Annotated in this window: 15 protein-coding genes and 3 rRNA genes; 11 read left to right on the top strand and 7 right to left on the bottom strand. The window is 67.7% G+C overall.

Annotated features, from left to right (window positions below; all coding sequences use genetic code 11):
- Window positions 1–120: 120 nt before the first annotated feature.
- Window positions 121–942: an ABC transporter permease gene (locus tag ACQPZP_RS32205; protein ID WP_433473468.1), complete on the bottom strand. Its 822-nt coding sequence runs from the start codon at window positions 940–942 to the stop codon at window positions 121–123.
- Window positions 939–1,916 (bottom strand): ATP-binding cassette domain-containing protein, encoded by a 978-nt coding sequence (locus ACQPZP_RS32200; protein WP_433473467.1) that lies wholly within the window; start codon window positions 1,914–1,916, stop codon window positions 939–941. Before ACQPZP_RS32200 ends, ACQPZP_RS32205 begins: the two co-directional genes overlap by 4 nt.
- A 771-nt stretch (window positions 1,917–2,687) precedes the next feature.
- Here ACQPZP_RS32200 and ACQPZP_RS32195 point away from each other — a divergent pair.
- From ACQPZP_RS32195 to ACQPZP_RS32180, 4 genes are all read left to right on the top strand, one after another.
- Window positions 2,688–4,208, top strand: a 16S ribosomal RNA gene (locus ACQPZP_RS32195).
- Between the two features lie 422 nt (window positions 4,209–4,630).
- Window positions 4,631–7,739: ribosomal RNA gene (locus ACQPZP_RS32190) — 23S ribosomal RNA — on the top strand.
- Window positions 7,740–7,894: 155 nt separating this feature from the next.
- Window positions 7,895–8,011: ribosomal RNA gene (gene rrf / locus ACQPZP_RS32185) — 5S ribosomal RNA — on the top strand.
- The 16S, 23S and 5S rRNA genes sit together here, the layout of an rRNA operon.
- A 116-nt stretch (window positions 8,012–8,127) precedes the next feature.
- Entirely contained in the window at window positions 8,128–8,652 is a 525-nt protein-coding gene (locus ACQPZP_RS32180) for an HAD domain-containing protein (protein WP_433473466.1), read from the top strand.
- Between the two features lie 59 nt (window positions 8,653–8,711).
- On the opposite strand, the gene ACQPZP_RS32175 is transcribed toward ACQPZP_RS32180, so the two are convergent.
- Window positions 8,712–9,170 (bottom strand): RNA polymerase sigma factor, encoded by a 459-nt coding sequence (locus ACQPZP_RS32175; protein ID WP_433473465.1) that lies wholly within the window; start codon window positions 9,168–9,170, stop codon window positions 8,712–8,714.
- A 146-nt stretch (window positions 9,171–9,316) separates the two neighbouring features.
- Here ACQPZP_RS32175 and ACQPZP_RS32170 point away from each other — a divergent pair, with 146 nt between their 5' ends.
- Window positions 9,317–10,099, top strand: a complete 783-nt coding sequence (locus ACQPZP_RS32170; protein WP_433473464.1) for an RNA-guided endonuclease InsQ/TnpB family protein — start codon at window positions 9,317–9,319, stop codon at window positions 10,097–10,099.
- Window positions 10,060–10,341: a zinc ribbon domain-containing protein gene (locus ACQPZP_RS32165; RefSeq protein ID WP_433473463.1), complete on the top strand. Its 282-nt coding sequence runs from the start codon at window positions 10,060–10,062 to the stop codon at window positions 10,339–10,341. The genes ACQPZP_RS32170 and ACQPZP_RS32165 overlap by 40 nt, the downstream gene beginning before the upstream one ends.
- A gap of 27 nt (window positions 10,342–10,368) precedes the next feature.
- Here ACQPZP_RS32165 and ACQPZP_RS32160 read toward each other — a convergent pair whose 3' ends face one another.
- On the bottom strand, window positions 10,369–11,130 hold the full coding sequence (locus tag ACQPZP_RS32160; protein ID WP_433479709.1) for an MFS transporter: 762 nt from the start codon (window positions 11,128–11,130) through the stop codon (window positions 10,369–10,371).
- 215 nt (window positions 11,131–11,345) lie between these two features.
- On the opposite strand from ACQPZP_RS32160, the gene ACQPZP_RS32155 reads away from it, so the two are divergent.
- Window positions 11,346–12,242, top strand: a complete 897-nt coding sequence (locus tag ACQPZP_RS32155; protein ID WP_433473462.1) for a helix-turn-helix transcriptional regulator — start codon at window positions 11,346–11,348, stop codon at window positions 12,240–12,242.
- Here the strand turns inward: ACQPZP_RS32155 and ACQPZP_RS32150 are convergent.
- Window positions 12,226–12,930: an SDR family NAD(P)-dependent oxidoreductase gene (locus tag ACQPZP_RS32150; protein WP_433473461.1), complete on the bottom strand. Its 705-nt coding sequence runs from the start codon at window positions 12,928–12,930 to the stop codon at window positions 12,226–12,228. The two genes, ACQPZP_RS32155 and ACQPZP_RS32150, sit on opposite strands and share 17 nt — an antisense overlap.
- Window positions 12,931–13,009: 79 nt before the next feature.
- On the opposite strand from ACQPZP_RS32150, the gene ACQPZP_RS32145 reads away from it, so the two are divergent.
- Entirely contained in the window at window positions 13,010–13,639 is a 630-nt protein-coding gene (locus ACQPZP_RS32145; RefSeq protein ID WP_433473460.1) for a TetR/AcrR family transcriptional regulator, read from the top strand.
- A gap of 19 nt (window positions 13,640–13,658) precedes the next feature.
- Here ACQPZP_RS32145 and ACQPZP_RS32140 read toward each other — a convergent pair whose 3' ends face one another.
- On the bottom strand, window positions 13,659–14,150 hold the full coding sequence (locus ACQPZP_RS32140; RefSeq protein WP_433473459.1) for a DUF523 domain-containing protein: 492 nt from the start codon (window positions 14,148–14,150) through the stop codon (window positions 13,659–13,661).
- A gap of 419 nt (window positions 14,151–14,569) precedes the next feature.
- On the opposite strand from ACQPZP_RS32140, the gene ACQPZP_RS32135 reads away from it, so the two are divergent.
- The 3 genes from ACQPZP_RS32135 to ACQPZP_RS32125 are packed head-to-tail and all read left to right on the top strand — an operon-like array spanning window position 14,570 to window position 18,523.
- On the top strand, window positions 14,570–16,843 hold the full coding sequence (locus tag ACQPZP_RS32135; RefSeq protein WP_433473458.1) for a sensor histidine kinase: 2,274 nt from the start codon (window positions 14,570–14,572) through the stop codon (window positions 16,841–16,843).
- Window positions 16,843–17,223: a DUF742 domain-containing protein gene (locus ACQPZP_RS32130; protein ID WP_433473457.1), complete on the top strand. Its 381-nt coding sequence runs from the start codon at window positions 16,843–16,845 to the stop codon at window positions 17,221–17,223. Before ACQPZP_RS32135 ends, ACQPZP_RS32130 begins: the two co-directional genes overlap by 1 nt.
- Entirely contained in the window at window positions 17,204–18,523 is a 1,320-nt protein-coding gene (locus ACQPZP_RS32125) for an ABC transporter substrate-binding protein (RefSeq protein WP_433473456.1), read from the top strand. Before ACQPZP_RS32130 ends, ACQPZP_RS32125 begins: the two co-directional genes overlap by 20 nt.
- 12 nt (window positions 18,524–18,535) lie before the next feature.
- Here the strand turns inward: ACQPZP_RS32125 and ACQPZP_RS32120 are convergent, their stop codons facing one another.
- Entirely contained in the window at window positions 18,536–19,354 is an 819-nt protein-coding gene (locus ACQPZP_RS32120) for an SDR family NAD(P)-dependent oxidoreductase (RefSeq protein WP_433473455.1), read from the bottom strand.
- Window positions 19,355–19,484: the final 130 nt, after the last annotated feature.

The following is a 19,484-nucleotide window of genomic DNA, read 5'->3' as shown; positions in this document are numbered from 1 at the left end:
TGTTCGGGCGCTGGCCTGGTCGCGTCCAGTGGGATGCGCGACGCGCGGAAGTCCGGAGGCCAAGGCGCGCCGGCCCGGGAGGATGCTGCCCGAGGCGGCGCGCCTATGGCGGGATCGATGTCAGGCCCTGCGCGAGTACATGCGCATGGCCAGCGGGAACGTGACGACGACGATCCCCGCCGCCCAGGCGAGCGTGTACCAGACGTGGTTCCCTACGGGGCCGCCGACGGTGAGCGCACGCACCGACTGCGCGAGGTGCGTGACCGGGTTCACCTTCGTCCACGCCTCCAGCCAGCCCGGCATCGTGGACGTGTCCGGGACGAGGATGCTGCTGCCGAACGTCAGCGGCATAACCCAGATGAACGAGAGCCCCTGGACGGTTTCCGGCGTCGGCGCGATCAGCCCCACGAGGACGGAGATCCAGCAGACGGCCAGGTAGAACACGTACGCCAGAGCGAACGCCGCCAGCACCGACAGCGGATCGGTGTGGAACCGGAACCCCAGGACCGACCCGAACCCGACGAGCACCGTCATCACGGTGATGAACCGGACCGTGTCCCCCAGCACCGTCCCGATCAGCGGCGCCGAGCGGGCGATCGGCAGGCTGCGGAACCGGTCGAACACGCCCTTGTGGATGTCCTCGTTCAGCGCCGTCCCGAGCCCCATCGTCGCGAACATCGCCATCTGCGCCACCAGGCCCGGCAGCAGCTGCTGCAGGTAGGAGTGCGTGTCGCCGGCCACCGCGCCGCCGAACACGTACAGGAACAGCAGCAGGAACACGATCGGCATCAACGTCGTGTCGAGCAGCTTCTCCGGCGAGTGCTTCAGCTGCGCGACGTTGCGCCACGCCAAGGTCAGGCCGTGCCGCAGCGTCCGCCGCGGGCTGATCCGCGCCGGCGGCTCCGCCGCGGACGGACGGCTGTCAACGGTGATCGCGGTCATGCCACGCTCCCCTCGGAAACGAGTTCGGACTTGGGTTCTTCGGCGAGGTGGCCCGTCAGCGTGAGGAACACCTCGTCCAGGCTCGGCATCCGCAGCGCCAGCTCGGCCGCCACGATGGACGCCTCGTCCAGCCGCCGGACCAGCACCGACAACAGCCGGGGATCGTGCACCGGCGCCGAGACGAGCCCGGCGGCCTCCTGCACCTCCGGACGCTCCCCGGTCAGCTCGCCGACGATCGCGGTGAGCTGGGCGACGCGGTACGGCTCGGACGCGCGGACCACCAGGGTCTGCCGGCCGATCTGCCCCTTCAGATCGTCGGACGTGCCCTCCGCGATGACCCGTCCGTGGTCGAACACCGCGATCCGGTCGGCGAGGGCGTCCGCCTCCTCCAGGTACTGCGTCGTCAGCAGGACCGTGGCGCCGTCGGCGACCACGGCGCGGACCGTGTCCCAGACCTCGTTGCGGGCCCGCGGGTCGAGCCCGGTCGTGGGCTCGTCCAGATAGATGACCTCCGGATGGTTGATCAGGCTCGCCGCCAGGTCGAGCCGCCGGCGCATCCCGCCCGAGTACGTCTTCACGGCGCGTCCTCCGGCGTCGGTCAGCCGGAACCTGTCGAGCAGCTGCCGCGCCCGCGCCTTCGCCTCCCGCCGGCCGAAGTCCAGCAGCCGGGCGATCATCACCAGGTTCTCCGTGCCGGTCAGCTCCTCGTCCACCGACGCGTACTGCCCGGTCAGCCCGATCTTCGCCCGGACGCGCGCGGGGTCCTTCAGCACGTCGTAACCGGACACCTCGGCACGCCCGGCGTCCGGCTTGAGCAGCGTCGCCAGCACGCGCACGGCGGTCGTCTTGCCCGCCCCGTTCGGCCCGAGGACCCCGAGCACGGTCCCCCGGCGGGCGCTGATGTCCACACCGTCAAGGGCCTTCGTCTCCCCGAACCGCTTCCGCAGCCCTTCCGCGCGGATCACGTCGTCCATCTGTCCGCCTCTCACATGTTCTTCGCTGTGACGATCACCACCGTGGGGGAAGGCGCTGACATCACGCGCACATCGGGGCCCGGACACTGACACCGTGCTGACGCGACACTGAGGTCGATCACATGAACCACGCGTGACCTGCGGCTTTCGAAGACCGGACGAGCGGGTGGACGAGCCGATTTGACGGACCTCGCGGGGCTGCCTAATGTCTGTCGTGCCCCAGGGGGATGCGGGACGCCGAGAGGCGGACGGCCCCGGGGACGCCGACAGAGGAAAACGGTTCGCAGCTTGCTCCGGGCCGGGGTACTCTTGAGTGGCACGCCCGGACGGGATGCAGGACGCCGAGAGGTGGCCGGCCCGCAGGGCACTTCCCACGAGATGATCTCTCCAGGTTTCCGGCCTGGGGTGTGTCGTCGCGTGGGGGCCTGGAATCTCTCCGACTCGTCGAAAAGATCTTGGTTGATCGGCTTGACAGACGGCGGATGTCAGGTAAGTTAGAAGGGTTGCCCCGGAGCCGGGGCCTGCGGGAGCAGGGGTTCGGCGCGGTGGGTGTCCGTTTCTTGAGAACTCAACAGCGTGTTAAAAGCCAGTGCCTTTATCGGCCCGGTCTGTTTTTGTTGGCCGGGTCGCCCCGTGGCTGTTCCTTTTGGGATGGTCGGGGATTTCTTTGAGGCAATGCACGGTCCCCTGTTGTGGGGGGTTGTGTGGTGCTGGGATTGTTTCCTGAGGTTTGGCCGGCTGGGGTTCGCCCCCTGGTTGGTCGTTCGAACCTTGATGGAGAGTTTGATCCTGGCTCAGGACGAACGCTGGCGGCGTGCTTAACACATGCAAGTCGAGCGGAAAGGCCCCTTCGGGGGTACTCGAGCGGCGAACGGGTGAGTAACACGTGAGCAACCTGCCCCTGACTTTGGGATAAGCCTGGGAAACCGGGTCTAATACCGGATATGACCTCCGATCGCATGGTCGGTGGTGGAAAGTTTTTCGGTCAGGGTTGGGCTCGCGGCCTATCAGCTTGTTGGTGGGGTGATGGCCTACCAAGGCGACGACGGGTAACCGGCCTGAGAGGGCGACCGGTCACACTGGGACTGAGACACGGCCCAGACTCCTACGGGAGGCAGCAGTGGGGAATATTGCGCAATGGGCGGAAGCCTGACGCAGCGACGCCGCGTGAGGGATGACGGCCTTCGGGTTGTAAACCTCTTTCAGCAGGGACGAAGCTAACGTGACGGTACCTGCAGAAGAAGCGCCGGCTAACTACGTGCCAGCAGCCGCGGTAATACGTAGGGCGCAAGCGTTGTCCGGAATTATTGGGCGTAAAGAGCTCGTAGGCGGTTTGTCGCGTCTGTCGTGAAAGCCCACGGCTTAACCGTGGGTCTGCGGTGGATACGGGCAGACTAGAGGCAGGTAGGGGAGAATGGAATTCCCGGTGTAGCGGTGAAATGCGCAGATATCGGGAGGAACACCGGTGGCGAAGGCGGTTCTCTGGGCCTGTACTGACGCTGAGGAGCGAAAGCGTGGGGAGCGAACAGGATTAGATACCCTGGTAGTCCACGCCGTAAACGTTGGGCGCTAGGTGTGGGGTTCTTCCACGGATTCCGCGCCGTAGCTAACGCATTAAGCGCCCCGCCTGGGGAGTACGGCCGCAAGGCTAAAACTCAAAGGAATTGACGGGGGCCCGCACAAGCGGCGGAGCATGTTGCTTAATTCGACGCAACGCGAAGAACCTTACCAAGGCTTGACATCGCCGGAAAACCATCAGAGATGGTGGGTCCTTTTTGGGCCGGTGACAGGTGGTGCATGGCTGTCGTCAGCTCGTGTCGTGAGATGTTGGGTTAAGTCCCGCAACGAGCGCAACCCTCGTTCCATGTTGCCAGCACGTTATGGTGGGGACTCATGGGAGACCGCCGGGGTCAACTCGGAGGAAGGTGGGGATGACGTCAAGTCATCATGCCCCTTATGTCTTGGGCTGCAAACATGCTACAATGGCCGGTACAGAGGGCTGCGATACCGTGAGGTGGAGCGAATCCCTTAAAGCCGGTCTCAGTTCGGATCGAAGTCTGCAACTCGACTTCGTGAAGTCGGAGTCGCTAGTAATCGCAGATCAGCAACGCTGCGGTGAATACGTTCCCGGGCCTTGTACACACCGCCCGTCACGTCACGAAAGTCGGCAACACCCGAAGCCCGTGGCCCAACCACCTTGTGTGGGGGGAGCGGTCGAAGGTGGGGCCGGCGATTGGGACGAAGTCGTAACAAGGTAGCCGTACCGGAAGGTGCGGCTGGATCACCTCCTTTCTAAGGAGCACACAACTGGCCCGGGCTGCTTCCCCTTTCTGGGAAGGCTCAGGTCGGTGGCCACCGGTGACGGCGCATGTTCGTCAGGTGGCTGCTCATAGATGTGGAGCACTGGCTATTCATCAGGTCGCTTACGCGGCCCGGCAAGTACCGCCCTGAAGCTTCGGCTTCAAGGGAGTGGGAACGGCGGGTTCGGGTGGGGGGTCTGGTGGGCACGCTGTTGGGTCCTGAGGGAACGGGCTTCGCCTGGGTGCCTCTGGATCGCGGGACCAAGACCGCATCACCGAACTGGTGGTGTGGTTTTGGTGGGCCCGGTTGTTTTTTGAGAACTGCACAGTGGACGCGAGCATCTCTGGTGGGATGATGTGGCTCTTTTTTGGGTCATGGATTCTCATCTGCGATTTGTTTTGATCGTTTTGTGTGTTCAAGTTTTTTAGGGCATACGGTGGATGCCTTGGCATCAGGAGCCGATGAAGGACGTGGGAGCCTGCGATATGCCTCGGGGAGTCGGCAACCAGACTTTGATCCGGGGATTTCCGAATGGGGAAACCTGGCACTCGTCATGGGGTGTCGCCGCCTGCTGAATGTATAGGCAGGTTGGTGGGAACGCGGGGAAGTGAAACATCTCAGTACCCGCAGGAAGAGAAAACAATTGTGATTCCGTGAGTAGTGGTGAGCGAAAGCGGAGGAGCCTAAACCGTGCGCGTGTGATAGCCGGCAGGCGTTGCGTGTGCGGGGTTGTGGGACCATCCGGGTCCAGCTGCCGCTGGATCAAGGAGTTATAAACTGCTCGGATAGTTGAACGGCTTGGGATGGCCGACCGTAGACGGTGAGAGTCCGGTAGACGAAATCTGGGTGGCTTCTGGGTGTGTTCCCGAGTAGCACGGGGCCCGTGAAATCCCGTGTGAATCTGCCACGACCACGTGGTAAGGCTGAATACTTCCTGGTGACCGATAGCGGACTAGTACCGTGAGGGAAAGGTGAAAAGTGCCCCGGTGAGGGGTCGTGAAATAGTACCTGAAACCGTGTGCCTACAAGCCGTCAGAGCGTCCTCACTGCCTTCGGGTGGTGTTCGTGATGGCGTGCCTTTTGAAGAATGAGCCTGCGAGTTATGGTGTGTGGCGAGGTTAACCGGTGGCGGGTAGCCGTAGCGAAAGCGAGTCTGAATAGGGCGTTTTTAGTCGCATGCTGTAGACCCGAAGCGGGGTGATCTAGCCATGGGCAGGGTGAAGCGCCGGTAAGACGGTGTGGAGGCCCGAACCCACCAGGGTTGAAAACCTGGGGGATGACCTGTGGTTAGGGGTGAAAGGCCAATCAAACTCCGTGATAGCTGGTTCTCCCCGAAATGCATTTAGGTGCAGCGTTGCGTGTTTCTTGCCGGAGGTAGAGCTACTGGATGGCTGATGGGCCCTACAAGGTTACTGACGTCAGCCAAACTCCGAATGCCGGTAAGTGAGAGCGTGGCAGTGAGACTGCGGGGGATAAGCTTCGTAGTCGAGAGGGAAACAGCCCAGATCATCGGTTAAGGCCCCTAAGCGTGTGCTAAGTGGGAAAGGATGTGGAGTTGCCGTGACAACCAGGAGGTTGGCTTAGAAGCAGCCATCCTTGAAAGAGTGCGTAATAGCTCACTGGTCAAGTGATTCCGCGCCGACAATGTAGCGGGGCTCAAGCACACCGCCGAAACCGTGGCACTCCAGGCATGTGTCTGGGGTGGGTAGGGGAGCGTCCTGTAGCCGGTGAAGCCGCCGAGTGATCGAGTGGTGGAGGCTGCGGGAGTGAGAATGCAGGCATGAGTAGCGAATCACACGTGAGAAACGTGTGCGCCGGATGACCAAGGGTTCCTGGGGCAGGCTAATCCGCCCAGGGTAAGTCGGGACCTAAGGCGAGGCCGACAGGCGTAGTCGATGGACAACGGGTTGATATTCCCGTACCCGCTGGTATGCGCCAACGCTGAACCCTCTGATGCTAACCACCCGAACTGTGGTGTGGGCCTTCGGGCCTGTTCTGCGGGGAGCGTGGGACCCGAGGGGGTAGTAGGTGAGTGATGGGGTGACGCAGGAGGGTAGCTCAGCCCAGGCGATGGTTGTCCTGGGGTAAGCATGTAGCCCGGTGTGCAGGTAAATCCGCGCACCATATGAGGGTGAGATGTGATGCCGAGCCGTTTTAGGTGAAGTGAGTGATCCCATGCTGTCGAGAAAAGCCTCTAGCGAGTGTATCGGCGGCCCGTACCCTAAACCGACTCAGGTGGTCAGGTAGAGAATACCAAGGCGATCGGGTGAACTGTGGTTAAGGAACTCGGCAAATTGCCCCCGTAACTTTGGGAGAAGGGGGACCACGCCTGGTGAACCGTCTTGCACGGGGAGCTGGGTGGGGTCGCAGAGGCCAGGGGGAAGCGACTGTTTACTAAAAACACAGGTCCGTGCGAAGTCGTAAGACGCTGTATACGGACTGACGCCTGCCCGGTGCCGGAACGTTAAGAGGACCGGTTAGACGCTTTCGGGTGTCGAGGCTGAGAATCTAAGCGCCGGTAAACGGCGGTGGTAACTATAACCATCCTAAGGTAGCGAAATTCCTTGTCGGGTAAGTTCCGACCTGCACGAATGGCGTAACGACTTCCCCGCTGTCTCAACCACAGGCCCGGCGAAATTGCAGTACGAGTAAAGATGCTCGTTTCGCGCAGCAGGACGGAAAGACCCCGGGACCTTCACTACAGCTTGGCATTGGCGCCTGAAGCGTCTTGTGTAGGATAGGTGGGAGACTGTGAAGCCCAGACGCCAGTTTGGGTGGAGTCGTTGGTGAAATACCACTCTGGTCGTTTTGAGCGTCTAACCCGCACCCGTGTATCCGGGTGGGGGACAGTGCCTGGTGGGTAGTTTAACTGGGGCGGTTGCCTCCTAAAGTGTAACGGAGGCGCCCAAAGGTTCCCTCAGCCTGGTTGGCAATCAGGTGGCGAGTGCAAGGGCACAAGGGAGCTTGACTGTGAGACGGACGTGTCGAGCAGGTGCGAAAGCAGGGCCTAGTGATCCGGCACCTACGTGTGGAAGTGGTGTCGCTCAACGGCTAAAAGGTACCCCGGGGATAACAGGCTGATCTTCCCCAAGAGTCCATATCGACGGGATGGTTTGGCACCTCGATGTCGGCTCGTCGCATCCTGGGGCTGGAGTAGGTCCCAAGGGTTGGGCTGTTCGCCCATTAAAGCGGCACGCGAGCTGGGTTTAGAACGTCGCGAGACAGTTCGGTCCCTATCCGCTGTGCGCGTAGGAGAATTGAGAGGGTCTGTCCCTAGTACGAGAGGACCGGGACGGACGAACCTCTGGTGTGCCAGTTGTCCCGCCAGGGGCACGGCTGGTTGGCTACGTTCGGTCGGGATAACCGCTGAAAGCATCTAAGCGGGAAGCCTTCCTCGAGATGAGTTCTCCCACCCCTCGTGGGTGTAAGGCCCCCGGTAGACGACCGGGTTGATAGGCTGGAGATGGAAGCACGGTGACGTGTGGAGTCGACCGGTACTAATAGGCCGAGTGGCTTGAACACACTGAACGTTCAAAGCATCTCGCTGCGTAGAAGTGTTCGCGTCCCTGTGTGGTTCCCAGGAAACAACCGGGAGCCCGCGTATAATAGAATGATCGAGCCTTGGTTGCTCGGACGGATTCTTCCCGCATCCGGTGACGGGTGTTGGGGGTTGGTCGTTCGGTGGTTTTGGCGAGGGGGAAACACCCGGTCCCATCCCGAACCCGGAAGTTAAGCCCTTCAGCGCCGATGGTACTGCATGGGAGACTGTGTGGGAGAGTAGGACACCGCCGGACTCATATTGCAGAAAGGCCCCGCCGATACCGGCGGGGCCTTTCTCATTTCTCCAATGCCGGACGCATGTCCTTCAAGCAGGCCGATGTTGCATCGTCGGCTGGGAAGGCAGACCCGGATGCCCACCCTGATTCCGGGCCCCTCCAGCCGCGACCACACCGACCATCCGCTGCTCTTTCTCGACGTTGACGGACCGCTTCTGCCCTTCGGCGAGGGACCAGAGTGGGAAGGGCGGGAAACCGCATCCGACTCGCACCTGGCGCGGCTCACCATGGAGGTGGGACGCCGGCTGTCGGCGCTACCGTGTGACCTTGTCTGGGCCACGACCTGGGAAGACGAAGCGAACACCGAGATAGCCCCCCGAATCGGGCTGCCACCGCTACCAGTCGTGAAGTGGACGGAGCCGTCCCGCGAGCATGAGCGCGAGGACGAATGGTTCGGGCTCTGCTGGAAGACCCGGGCCCTGGTGACCTGGGCGTCCGGGCGCCCGTTCGCCTGGGTCGACGACGAGATCACCGACGCCGATCGAGAGTGGGTCTCCGCGCACCATGGCGGCCGCGCCCTCCTCCACCACGTGGAGTCATTCCGAGGACTCGGCGACGAAGACTTCACAGTCCTCGATCGCTGGCTCCGAACTCTGTGAGCCGCCCGGGATCACTCGTTGCCGCGCCAGACCCTGGCCTACGCCAGCGGGGCGGCCCATCACTCGGGAGCGGCCCATTCCTCGGTCAGGAGCGCGTATGAGAGACCGTCGAGCCATCCCCGGTAGAACAGGACGAGGATCTCCCGTTCGAGGATCGACAGGTCCGCCAGGGCCGCGACCAGTTCGGTCCGTTCCACGACCTCCTCGGCCAGATCCCCCGGCCGGCGGTTCCTCGGCCTCGCCATGCCTCTCGTTGTTCGTGTACTCGTGGCGGAGCCGGTCCAGAACGGCCCGCCTGGCGATGGTGAACAGCCAAGATGTGAACCGGCCCGGATCGGCGAGCCGGGGCGGCGCCGCAGCACGACCACCCAGATCTCCTGGGCCACGTCGTCCGCCCGCTCGGCATCCAGCATCCGCCGGACGAACGTCCACACCGGGGCGTGCCACATGCCCACGAGTTCGGCGAAGGCCTCCGGCTCCCCGAGCTGGCAGCGGACCACCAGCAGCTCATCGTCCATCCTCGTCCTTCCGTCCCCTTCACAGTCGTTGAACGAGGCTGCCGGGTTCACGGGTTGCCTTCAGCGTGGAGGCCCCGTCCTTCGGGGCGGGAAGGAAACGCGGCACGGTGCCGCACGATGTTCTCCGGTGGCGGTGCGGGTTTGGGTTGACGCGGGCCAGGGCGGAGTTCGGGTGGTTGCGCGGCGGGTCGGTGACGGTGCAGCAGCAGGCGCTCAAGGACTTCCACCAGGCCATGAGCAATTTCTTCGCCGGTGCCCACCGTCGCCCCACCTGGCGCAAGGCCGGACGCGCCGAAGGGTTCCGGATCGTGGCCGTCAAACCCGCCGACGTACGGCGGGTGTCGCGCCGGGTCGGCCAGGTGAAGATCCCGAAGGTGGGGTGGGTGCGTTTCCGCTGGTCCCGGCCCGTCCCCGACGGCGCCAGATCGTTCCGGATCACTCGCGATCGGGCCGGGCGCTGGTATGTGGCGTTCGCTGCGATCCCCGACCCGATCCCCGCACCGGGCACGGGCGAGGTGGTGGGGGTGGACCGGGGCGTGGTGGTCAGTGCGGCGTTGTCGACTGGTGGCCTGCTGCAGGTGCCCGGGCTGCGGGAGGGCGAGCGGGCCCGGCTGGGGCGGCTGCTGCGCAGGCTCGCCCGCGCCCGGCCAGGTTCCAGGCGGCGGGCCCGGGTCAAGGCCGCGATCGCCCGGCTGAAAGCCCGCGAGACCGACCGCCGGAACGACTGGATCGAGAAGACCTCCACCGATCTGGCCCGCCGGTTCGACGTGATCGCCGTCGAGGAACTCAACATCAGAGGCATGACCCGGTCGGCGAAGGGCTCGGTGGAGGCGCCGGGCCGCAACGTTCGGCAGAAGGCCGGGCTGAACCGGGGCATCCTGGCCAACGGGTGGGGCGGCTGGAGCACAAGGCGCCCGGCCGCGTTGTGAAGATCGATCCGCGTAATACCTCGCGGACCTGTAGCGCCTGCAAGCATGTCGCCGGGGAGAGCCGTGAGAGCCAAGCGGTCTTCTCGTGCGTGGCCTGCGGGTTCCGGGTCCACGCTGATGTGAACGCGGCTTGCAATGTTCGTGATACGGCCGCAGGGCATGCGGTCGCTGCACGGGGAGGCCCACCGTCGGGCGAGCCTGCGAACCGTGAACCCCGACACGACCTGCCCCTCACGAGGTAGACGGTCGCTGTTGGAATCCCCCTCGGTTCACGAGGGGGAGGATGTCAAGGTCGGCCTGTTCAGCAGGCCGAGCGGGATCAGCGGGGCCGGATGCCGCCGCTCCACCAGGAGGAACGCGGTGAGGGACAGCGAGGCCAGGGCAAGGGAGGCCGACGTGGGCGGGCTGCCCCAGCCGGCGTCGGCGCCGGTCGAGATGGCGTAGACCAGGGCGAACAGGCCGATGCTCGCCAGGACGGCGCCGGGGACGTCGAGCCGCGCCGGGACGCGCGTGCCGGTCCGGGGGAGGACGGTGACCGCGCCGAGCAGCACCAGTGCGCCGATGGCGGTCAGGAGCAGCATGGTCCAGCGCCAGCTCAGGCCGCTGGTGATGACGCCGCCGCCCAGGGTGCCGAGGACGAATCCCAGCGACAGCACCGCGCCGTTGACGCCCAGCGCTGCCCCTTCGGGGAACGCCGCCGTCATCAGCGCGATGGCGGTCGGGGCGATCATCGCGGCGGACGTTCCCTGGCCCGCGCGGGCGGCGACCAGCAGCGCGGGGCCGGTCGCCAGCGCCGCCGTCAGCGAGAACGCGCCGAACAGGGCGACCCCGAGGATGAACAGCCTGCGGCGGCCGACGATGTCGGAGACCCGGCTGAACAGCGGCAGCAGGCTCGCCGTCGGGAGCAGGCACGCCGTCGCCACCCATTGGAGCGAGCCGGTGCTCGTGAAGCCCAGGTCACGTCCGATCTCCGGCAGCGCCACCGTCACGACCGAGAAGTCCAGCCCTGTCATGAAGGTGGCGCCGCACAGCGTGAGCAGGATCAGTCATCCTCGGCTGCCGAGTCCGTTCGCCTCTGCGGCACGCATGCGTTGTGTTTCGAGCGCAGCCATGACCGTCTCTCATGAGTAATTGATGGGACGGGCCCAGCTTGCGGCGGGCGGTGAGCGTTACCCAGCCTTCTGCCGGGGCTATACATGCGGTGCCTACACCTGGCAGGTGCAGGCGGGGCGCGGTGGGAGGAGGCATGCTGGACCGCATGGCGCAGCACTCCGAACTCGGCGAGTTCCTGCGGACGCGCCGTGCGCGGCTGCGGCCGGAAGACGTCGGCCTGCCCGACTACGGCGGACGGCGGCGCGTCCCTGGCCTGCGCCGTGAGGCACTGGCGCAGCTCGCCGGCGTCAGCGCCGGGTACTACACGCGCCTAGAGCAGGGGCAGAGCGGCAACGCCTCGGATGCGGTCCTCGACGCGATCGCCCGCGTGCTGCGGCTGGACGAGGCGGAGCGGTCGCATCTGCGGCGGCTCGCGCACCAGAAGGCCAAGGCTCGGCGGCGGCCACGGCCGGAGCGGCTGCGGCCGGCCGTCCGGTTGATGCTCGACGCCCTCGGTGACGCGCCCTCGCTGATCCTCGGCCGCTACTACGACGTGCTGGCCTGGAACCGGGCGGCGCATGCGCTGCTCGCCGGCCACGTCCCCTATGACGCCGCGGAGCGCCCCGGCGAGCGGCCCAACATCGCGCGGCTCGTCTTCCTGGACCCGCACACGCGCGAGCTGTACGCCGATTGGCGGACGAAGGCGCGGGACACGGTCGCGGACGTGCGGATGTCCGCCGCCCGTTATCCGGACGACCCCGCGCTGACCAGCCTGGTCGGGGAGCTCACTCTGCACAGTCCCGAGTTCACGTCGCTGTGGGCGGCCCATCCCGTCCAGGACTGCGCCGTCCGGTACACCCGGGAGTTCCGGCATCCGCTGTTGGGCGCGATGACGCTCAACAACGAGATCATGGAGCTGTCCAACGACGAGGGCCTGCGCATGGCCGTGTTCACCGCCGACCAGGGCTCCGCGTCGGCGGAGGCGCTGCGCCTTCTCGTGGACTTCGCCGCGGAGAAGGCGCAGCGGCCGGAGTTCACGTCATCGCGTTGAAGACCGCTTCGGGGGTGTCGCGTTTCGCGTAGAGGTTCCAGGCGGTGTCGGCGATGGCGTCCGGGTTCAGTGTGCCGACGGTGATGCCGCTCATGGCGTCTTGCTGAGACGTGATCATCCGGTGGATGTCGCCGCGTTCGATGAGGCCGCCGATCGTCAGCGTGCCGGCATAGATCCCCCGGTCGGCCAGGGCCGCGTTGAGCGTCAGGGCGTAGTTCCGCAGGGCCGCCGAGGAGATCGCGAGACCGCCGAGCGCGGGCATGGGGACGACGGAGCTGAGGCCGCCCGCGAACAGCAGTCCGCCGCCGCCTCGCTCCAGCATGCCGGGCAGGACGGCGCCGACCGTGTCGATCGCCGGATACACCCAGTTCATCGCGTCCTGCACGGCGGGCACGTCCGTCGAGATGATCGGGGTCGGCCGCGCGCCGTCCATGGCGCCGGGGCCGTAGTAGACGACCTCCATGTCGCCGATCGCGTTCAGGACGGCGAGCAGCGCGTCACGGTCGCGGATGTCCGCCGCGTGGGACGTGGCCTCGATGCCCGCGGCCTCCAGCGCCGCGACATAGCCGGGATGGCGCGTCGCGTTCCTGGAGATGAGCGCGATCCGGTGGCCTTCGCGACCGAACCGGTGCGCGATGGACATGCCGAGGCCGGGTCCGGCCCCGATGACGACGGTCGTGGAAGACATGACGAACCTCCATGAAGTTGAGGATGCCCTCAAGTTAGCAGAAAACTTGAGGGCGTCCTCAACTTCGTACGATGGGGGCATGGCCGGGAAGAGCAGGCCGCCTCGGGCGGACGCCGTGCGCAATCGGGACAAGCTGGTGGCCGCCGCCGCGGCCGTGTTCGGGGAACGCGGGCTCAACGCACCCCTGGACGAGATCGCGCGCCGCGCCGGGGTGAGCATCGGCACGCTCTACAACCACTTCCCCGCGCGCCAGGACCTCTTTGACGCGATCTTTCCCGGCCGTCTGGCCGCCCTGGACGACATCGTCGAGCGGTCCCTGGCCGACCCCGATCCCTGGAACGGGTTCGTCGTGTACGTCGAAGGTCTGTTCGCGTTGCAGGCTCAGGACCGCGGGCTCAACGACGTCCTCGCGCGCCGTTTCCCGCTCGCCCCCGAACTGGAGGCCGCCTGCCATCGAGGATTCGACCACCTGGTGAGGATCATGGCCAGGGCCAAGGAGTCCGGTGATCTGCGGCCCGACTTCGAACCGCCGGACATCGTACCGCTGATGTGGGCGATGTCGCAGGTCATCCGGGAGTCGGCGGACGCGGCGCCCGGCGCCTGGCGGCGGTGCCTCGGGTTCTTCCTCGACGGGCTGCGCGCCGAGGCCGCGCGGCCGCTGCCCGCCCCGTCGCTCACCCCGGAGCAGGTCGCCCGTTTCCTGGAATGAGGCGGTCGTCTTCGCGGGGTCAGGACTCCAGGTCGGCCAGGAGCGCCTGCAGGGCGTCCAGTTCGTCCTCGCTGAAGACCTGGATCCCCGAGAGTCGCAGCAGCGCCGTCGTCACTCCCGTGCCGGGAGCCGCGGATCCCGTGAACGTGCCGTCGTAGACGCGGTGGCTTCCGCAGGACGGGCTGCCCTCCTTGAGGAGGGCGATGCGGGCGCCGGATCGGTTCGCGGCTTCCAGGGCCAGCCGGGCGCCGTGGAGGAACTCGCCGGTCACGTCGACGCCGGCCTCGGTGCGGATGCGGGCCGTTCCGTCCAGGACGTCGCCGCCGTCGCCGCCGACGATCTCGGCGGGTGGACGCGGCACCGCCAACCCGCCCGATACCTCCGGGCAGAACGGGACAAGCCGCCCCTCCGTGCGCCAGCGTTCGAAGAGGCCGCCGGCGACCGGCTTGGCCGCGCCGTCATAGCGGACGGGCCTTCCGGCGAGGCATGAGCTGACCAGAATGCGCTCCACGCCGTCCAGCCTATGCGGGCCGCCTCGACGCCTTGCCCGGCAGGGAACCCCGGCGATGGCAACGAGCAGTACAACCAGCTGTTCACGATGCACGGCACGAAACTCGGGGGGGTGCGGGTCGGGGGTGGGGCAGAATGAGGCCGGCGGGTAGGGGTCCGTGCCGACCGGGGAGCGTTTCGGCGTTGGTCCTCGCCGCGGCCGTAAGACCCGTCCTGACCGGTGAGCCAATGGCCGGATTCTGCCACTGACCTGCCATGTCGCCTAAATAACGCAAGGGCAACAATCTGCGCTATTGAGACAAAGCAGGCGAGTGATTCGTCAGGGTGGGCTAGGTTCGGCCACGCTATGGTGACCTGTGTCACAAGCGGCGCCGCACGGATCGCCGCGGACGATGGCGGTGCCGGCAACGGGGAGGCGTGATGACCCGGCGAGCACGATCGGTCAGGACCAGGATCGTCATCCTGCTCGTCCCGCCGATCACCGCGCTGGTCATGCTGTGGGTTTTCGCCGCGGGCACCACGCTCGGGGACACCCTGCGGCAGACCCGGTCCCGGACCTTCACCGACAAGGTCATCCGGCCGACCGACGCGATGATCGACGCGCTGCAGGACGAGCGGCGCATGTCGCTGTCCTATCTCGGCGACGACTCCACGATCGGCCGGTCCGGGTTCGACGCTCAGCGGGCGATGACGGACAAGGCCAGGGCGGCGTTCCGCAGGTCGGCGGCGGACCCCTCCGTCCGCGGTGCGGCCCGGCCCGAGACCAGGCGGCGGATGGTCGAGCTGGCCGCCTCCCTGGGCGAGCTGGAATCGGTCCGCGACTCGGTCGACCGGCGGCTGATCAACCGCGCGCAGGCCCTCGGCCGCTACACCGCCTTCATCGACCTCGCAGCCGAGATCTACGACGAGACGCGCTCGTCCGACGAGCGCATCGTCCGCGACACCCGCGTCCTCGGCACCCTGGAGCGCGCGAGGGAGAACCTGACGCGCGAGGACGCGCTCATCACCGGTGCGCTGGCCGCGGGCAAGCTGAGCGAGGACGAGCACCGGCGGCTGGTGGAACTGGCAGGGACGCGCGACTTCCTCTACGGCGACTCGGCCGGGGGCCTGCCGGAACCCGACCGCGAGCGGTACGAGGCGATCATCGCCGGGCCCGAGTTCGCGCTGTTCCGCCGGCTGGAGACCCAGCTCGTCCGGTCCGGTCCGACCGAGGACCGCCCGCCGGTCGACGTGGGGGCCTGGCACACCTCCACGGAGTCGGTGAACGCGCAGCTGGCGGGGCTCTCGTCCCGAATCCGCGCCGCCACCGCCGCACGGGCCGCGCAGAAGGCGGACGCGGTGCTGCTCCGGCTCGAACTCGCCGGGGGCCTCGGGCTCCTCGCCGTGGTGATCGCGATCGTCGTCGCGGTGCGGATGGGGCGCCGGCTCGTCCGGGAGAGCCGCGACATCGCCGGCACGGTCGCCGCCTTCACCCGGGACCGGATCCCGGAGATCACCGAGCGGGCCCGGCGCGGGGAGGACATCGCCGACGAGGAGCCCGAGCGGCGGCCGGCGTTCGCCGTGACCGAGATCGCCAGGATCGACGCGGCGTTCACCGAGGCGCGCCGGGCCGTCGTCCGGGCGACGACGGGCGAGGCGGCCGCGCACAAGCGCCTCAACGACGTGTTCGTCACCCTGGCCCGGCGTAACCAGACCCTGCTGCAGCACCTGCTCGGCATGCTCGAAGGCATGGAGCGCGACACCGAGGACCCCGACGCGCTGGCCGCCCTCTTCGAGCTCGACCACCTGGCGACCCGGATGCGCCGGCACGCGGAGGGCCTGGTCATCCTGTCCGGGCGGCCGTCCGGCCGGATCTGGCGCCACCCGGTCCGGCTGATGGACGTGGCCCGCGCGGCGGCGTCCGAGGTGGCGGACTTCACCCGGGTCGAGGTCGTGCCGATGGGACGGACGGCGCTGTCCGGCCGCGCCGTCGCCGACACCATCCACCTGCTCGCGGAGCTGATCGAGAACGCCGCCGTGTTCTCCCCGCCCACCACGCGGATCCGGGTGACGGGCGGGGAGGCCGCGCACGGATTCGCGATCGAGGTCGAGGACCGCGGGCTCGGGCTCTCCCGCGAGGAGCTGGAGCGGCTGAACGGCCTGCTCGCCACCGACCCCGAGCTCGACTTCGACGACTCGGTGCGGCTGGGGCTGTTCGTCGTGGCCCGGCTCGCCGCGCGGCACGGCATCACGGTGACACTGCGGCCCTCGTCCTATGGCGGCGTCGTCGCGATCGTGCTCATCCCGCACGCGCTGATCGTGGAACCGCCGGACGCGGTGGAGGACGGCGGCGGCTCCGCCGAGCACCCGCCGCTGGTCGCCGTGGCCCGCACGGCGGACACGGTCCGGGAAGGACGCCTGCGGGCGTCCGCCGTCCAGGCCGGGCCTTCCACCGCCGAGCCGCTCGCACTGGAGAGCGGCCGGCGCGAGGCCGGGGACGGGTCGGCCGTCGGCGACGAGCCCGACCTGCCCAGGCGACGGCGGCAGCAGAGCCTCGCCCCGCAGCTTCGGGAGGAACCGGAGGAGCCGCCCGGCGCGGAGCCGGACGACCGGACGCCGGAGGCCGCCGGGCACCTGCTGTCGAGGATGCAGAGCGGCTGGCGCCGCGGCCGGGACGCAGGGCCCCAGCCGCCGCCGGGCCCCGGCGGTGAGTGATGACCGGGGAGCCCGACGAACTGTGGGTCGACGAGCAGGCCGGACCCGTGCTGCGCCCGTTCGCCGTCGCCCGGGGCCGGACGCGCCAGCGGGGCGCCGCCCTCGACCTCATCGCCGTGGTCGTCACCGCCGAGGTGCCGATGCCGGATCCGCGGACCCTCGGCACGGAGGACGAGCGGATCCTCGAGCTGTGCATCCGGCCCCGGGCGGTCGTCGATCTGGCGGCGGACCTGGCGCTGCCCGTCGGCGTCGTCCGCGTGCTGCTGAGCGATCTGCTGGACCGCGGACTGGTCAACGTGCGGCGGCCGGCGGTGTCCCGGACCGGGGCCGCCGACCCGCGTCTTCTCAAGGAAGTGATCGATGGTCTCCGTGCGCTGTGACCTGACCCGGGTGAAGGCCCTGCTCGCGGGCGCCGTCCTGCTGGCCTCGCCGGTGGCCGCCGGCTGTGGCTCGTCCGCGGACGGTCTGCTCACGACCGATGCGCCGGGGGTGACCCGGGAGCCCTGCCCGCACCCGGTCAACAAGGACCACGGCTGCATCTACCTCGGCACCCTGTCGGACCTGAGCACCGGGCCGTTCACGCAGATGGGCGTCCCGATCACCAAGGTGCAGCGTGCGTTCTGGGACCGTGTGAACCGGCAGGGCGGCATCGGCGCCTACGACGTCGACGTCGTCACCTACGTCCGCGACAACCACTACGACCCGCGGGTGCAGGTGAGCGCCTACGACGAGATCAAGGACAAGGTGCTGGCGCTGGCGCAGACGCTCGGGTCGCCGGCCACCGACGCGATCCTCGGCCGCCTCCGCGCGGACGAGATGATCGCGCTCCCCGTCTCATGGACGTCGAAGTGGGAGTTCGAGGACAACATCCTGGAGTCGGGGGCCTCGTACTGCTTCGAGGCGATGAACGGCGTCGACTACGGCGTCGACCACTTCGCCGCCAAGAGCGTGATGGCCGTCCACTACTCCGGCGACTACGGCGACGACGCGGCCGCCGGAGCGAGGATCGCCGCCGAGGCGCGCGGCCTCTCCTTCACCGACGTGCCGACCGTCCAGGGGACGCCCGGCAAGAGCACGGCGGCGCAGGAGGAGGCCGTCCGCGCCATCCTCTCGCGCAAACCCGACCTGGTCGTCCTGACCACCAGCCCCGCGGACGCGGCGACCATCATCGGCACGACGGTCCGGCGCGGCTACAAGGGGAGGTTCGTCGGCGACAACCCGACGTGGGCCAAGGGGCTTTTGCGGAACGCCGCCATCGGCGCGATGAAGGAGCGCTACCTGCAGGTCGCGCCGTGGAAGCCGTTCGCGGCCGACTCGCCTGGCCACACGGCGATGCGGCAGGCGCTCGGCCGGGTCGAACCGGACGACTCGCTCACCAGCGGGTGGGTGATGTCCTACCCGCTGAAGGCGGCCCTGGAGCGCGCGGTCGAGGCGAAGGACCTGACGCGCAAGGGGTTGCTCGCGGCCGTCCGCAGGATCCAGCACGTCGACTACGAGGGCATCCTGCCGGCCGTGGCGGGCAACTCCTCCGGCTCGCCGGACGCCTCGGCGTTCCGGCAGTCGGTGATCGCCAGGCCGGACGAGCACGAGTTCACCGGCATCAAGGCGATCACGGACTTCGAGGCCGGGCCGACCGCCAAGGGCTACCGGCTGGACGCCCCCTGCTACACCACCGGGTGACCGGCCGTCCGGTCAGTCGCCGGAGCGGATCCGGTCGACGGCGATCTGGGCGACGCGGACGGCGGCGCCCGGGTTGAGGCGGACGCCGCGCCAGGCGAGGCGGCCGTGGGCGGGGGCCACGATCAGGGCCTGGTTCTTCGCGACGCCCCGCATGATGTCGCGGGCCAGTTTCTCGGCCGTGTAGAGGCGCGGGGCGGCCTTCGCGATGTCGCCGCTGGCGTCGCCGCTCAGCGGTGTGTCGGGCAGGTCCGGGTTGACGTTGTGGAGCAGCGGTGTGTCGACGAAGCTCGGGCAGACGACGCTGACCCTGACGCCGCGTCCGGCCGCCTCGGCGCGCAGGCCGAGGGACAGGCCCACGACGGCGTGCTTGGTGGCGGTGTAGGGGATGCCGATCGGCATCGGGACGAGACCGGCCAGCGAGGCGGTGTTGACGATGTGGCCGCGGCCCTGCTCCAGCATGATCGGGTAGGCGGCGTGGACGCCGTGCACGACGCCCTTGAGGTTGATGTCGATGGCGCGGTTCCAGTGGTCGAGGGTGAGCTCCTCGGCCAGTCCGCCGACCGCGATGCCGGCGTTGTTGAACACCAGGTCGAGCCAGCCGTGCTCGGCCTTGACACGTGCGTAGAGGGCGGCGACGGCGTCCGCGTCCGTGACGTCGAGGGCGGCGGAGGACGCCTTGCCCCTGCCGAGGGTGTTCAGCTTCTCGGCGACCTGAGCGGCACCGTCGGCGTTGATGTCGCCGACCACGACGGTGTCGCCCCGTGCCACCAGGGACGTGGCGATCGCACGGCCGATGCCGGACGCTCCTCCGGTCACGATCGCGATGCTCATTGCGCGCTCCGCTCGATGAACCGCGGGCCCGGGCTCGGTGGGGGAGTGAGCCCGGACCGCGGCGGCTAATTGGATATTGCGTTGAATTGCGGGGATTCTAGGGGCGGGCCCGGGCCGCCGATACTCATCC

It is taken from the genome of Spirillospora sp. CA-142024, from assembly GCF_050942325.1.
Lineage (GTDB): Bacteria > Actinomycetota > Actinomycetes > Streptosporangiales > Streptosporangiaceae > Spirillospora.
Note: the sequence above shows the minus strand (reverse complement) of the source record. Positions and strands in the feature narration are given on the sequence as shown.

Bases quoted from the DNA above. Each gene is read 5' to 3' on its own strand.
- ACQPZP_RS32205 (WP_433473468.1), bottom strand. From the start codon at position 942: ATGACCGCGATCACCGTTGACAGCCGTCCGTCCGCGGCGGAGCCGCCG.
- ACQPZP_RS32200 (WP_433473467.1), bottom strand. From the start codon at position 1,916: ATGGACGACGTGATCCGCGCGGAAGGGCTGCGGAAGCGGTTCGGGGAG.
- ACQPZP_RS32180 (WP_433473466.1), top strand. From the start codon at position 8,128: ATGCCCACCCTGATTCCGGGCCCCTCCAGCCGCGACCACACCGACCAT.
- ACQPZP_RS32175 (WP_433473465.1), bottom strand. From the start codon at position 9,170: ATGGACGATGAGCTGCTGGTGGTCCGCTGCCAGCTCGGGGAGCCGGAG.
- ACQPZP_RS32155 (WP_433473462.1), top strand. From the start codon at position 11,346: ATGCTGGACCGCATGGCGCAGCACTCCGAACTCGGCGAGTTCCTGCGG.
- ACQPZP_RS32150 (WP_433473461.1), bottom strand. From the start codon at position 12,930: ATGTCTTCCACGACCGTCGTCATCGGGGCCGGACCCGGCCTCGGCATG.
- ACQPZP_RS32145 (WP_433473460.1), top strand. From the start codon at position 13,010: ATGGCCGGGAAGAGCAGGCCGCCTCGGGCGGACGCCGTGCGCAATCGG.
- ACQPZP_RS32135 (WP_433473458.1), top strand. From the start codon at position 14,570: ATGACCCGGCGAGCACGATCGGTCAGGACCAGGATCGTCATCCTGCTC.
- ACQPZP_RS32130 (WP_433473457.1), top strand. From the start codon at position 16,843: ATGACCGGGGAGCCCGACGAACTGTGGGTCGACGAGCAGGCCGGACCC.
- ACQPZP_RS32125 (WP_433473456.1), top strand. From the start codon at position 17,204: ATGGTCTCCGTGCGCTGTGACCTGACCCGGGTGAAGGCCCTGCTCGCG.
- ACQPZP_RS32120 (WP_433473455.1), bottom strand. From the start codon at position 19,354: ATGAGCATCGCGATCGTGACCGGAGGAGCGTCCGGCATCGGCCGTGCG.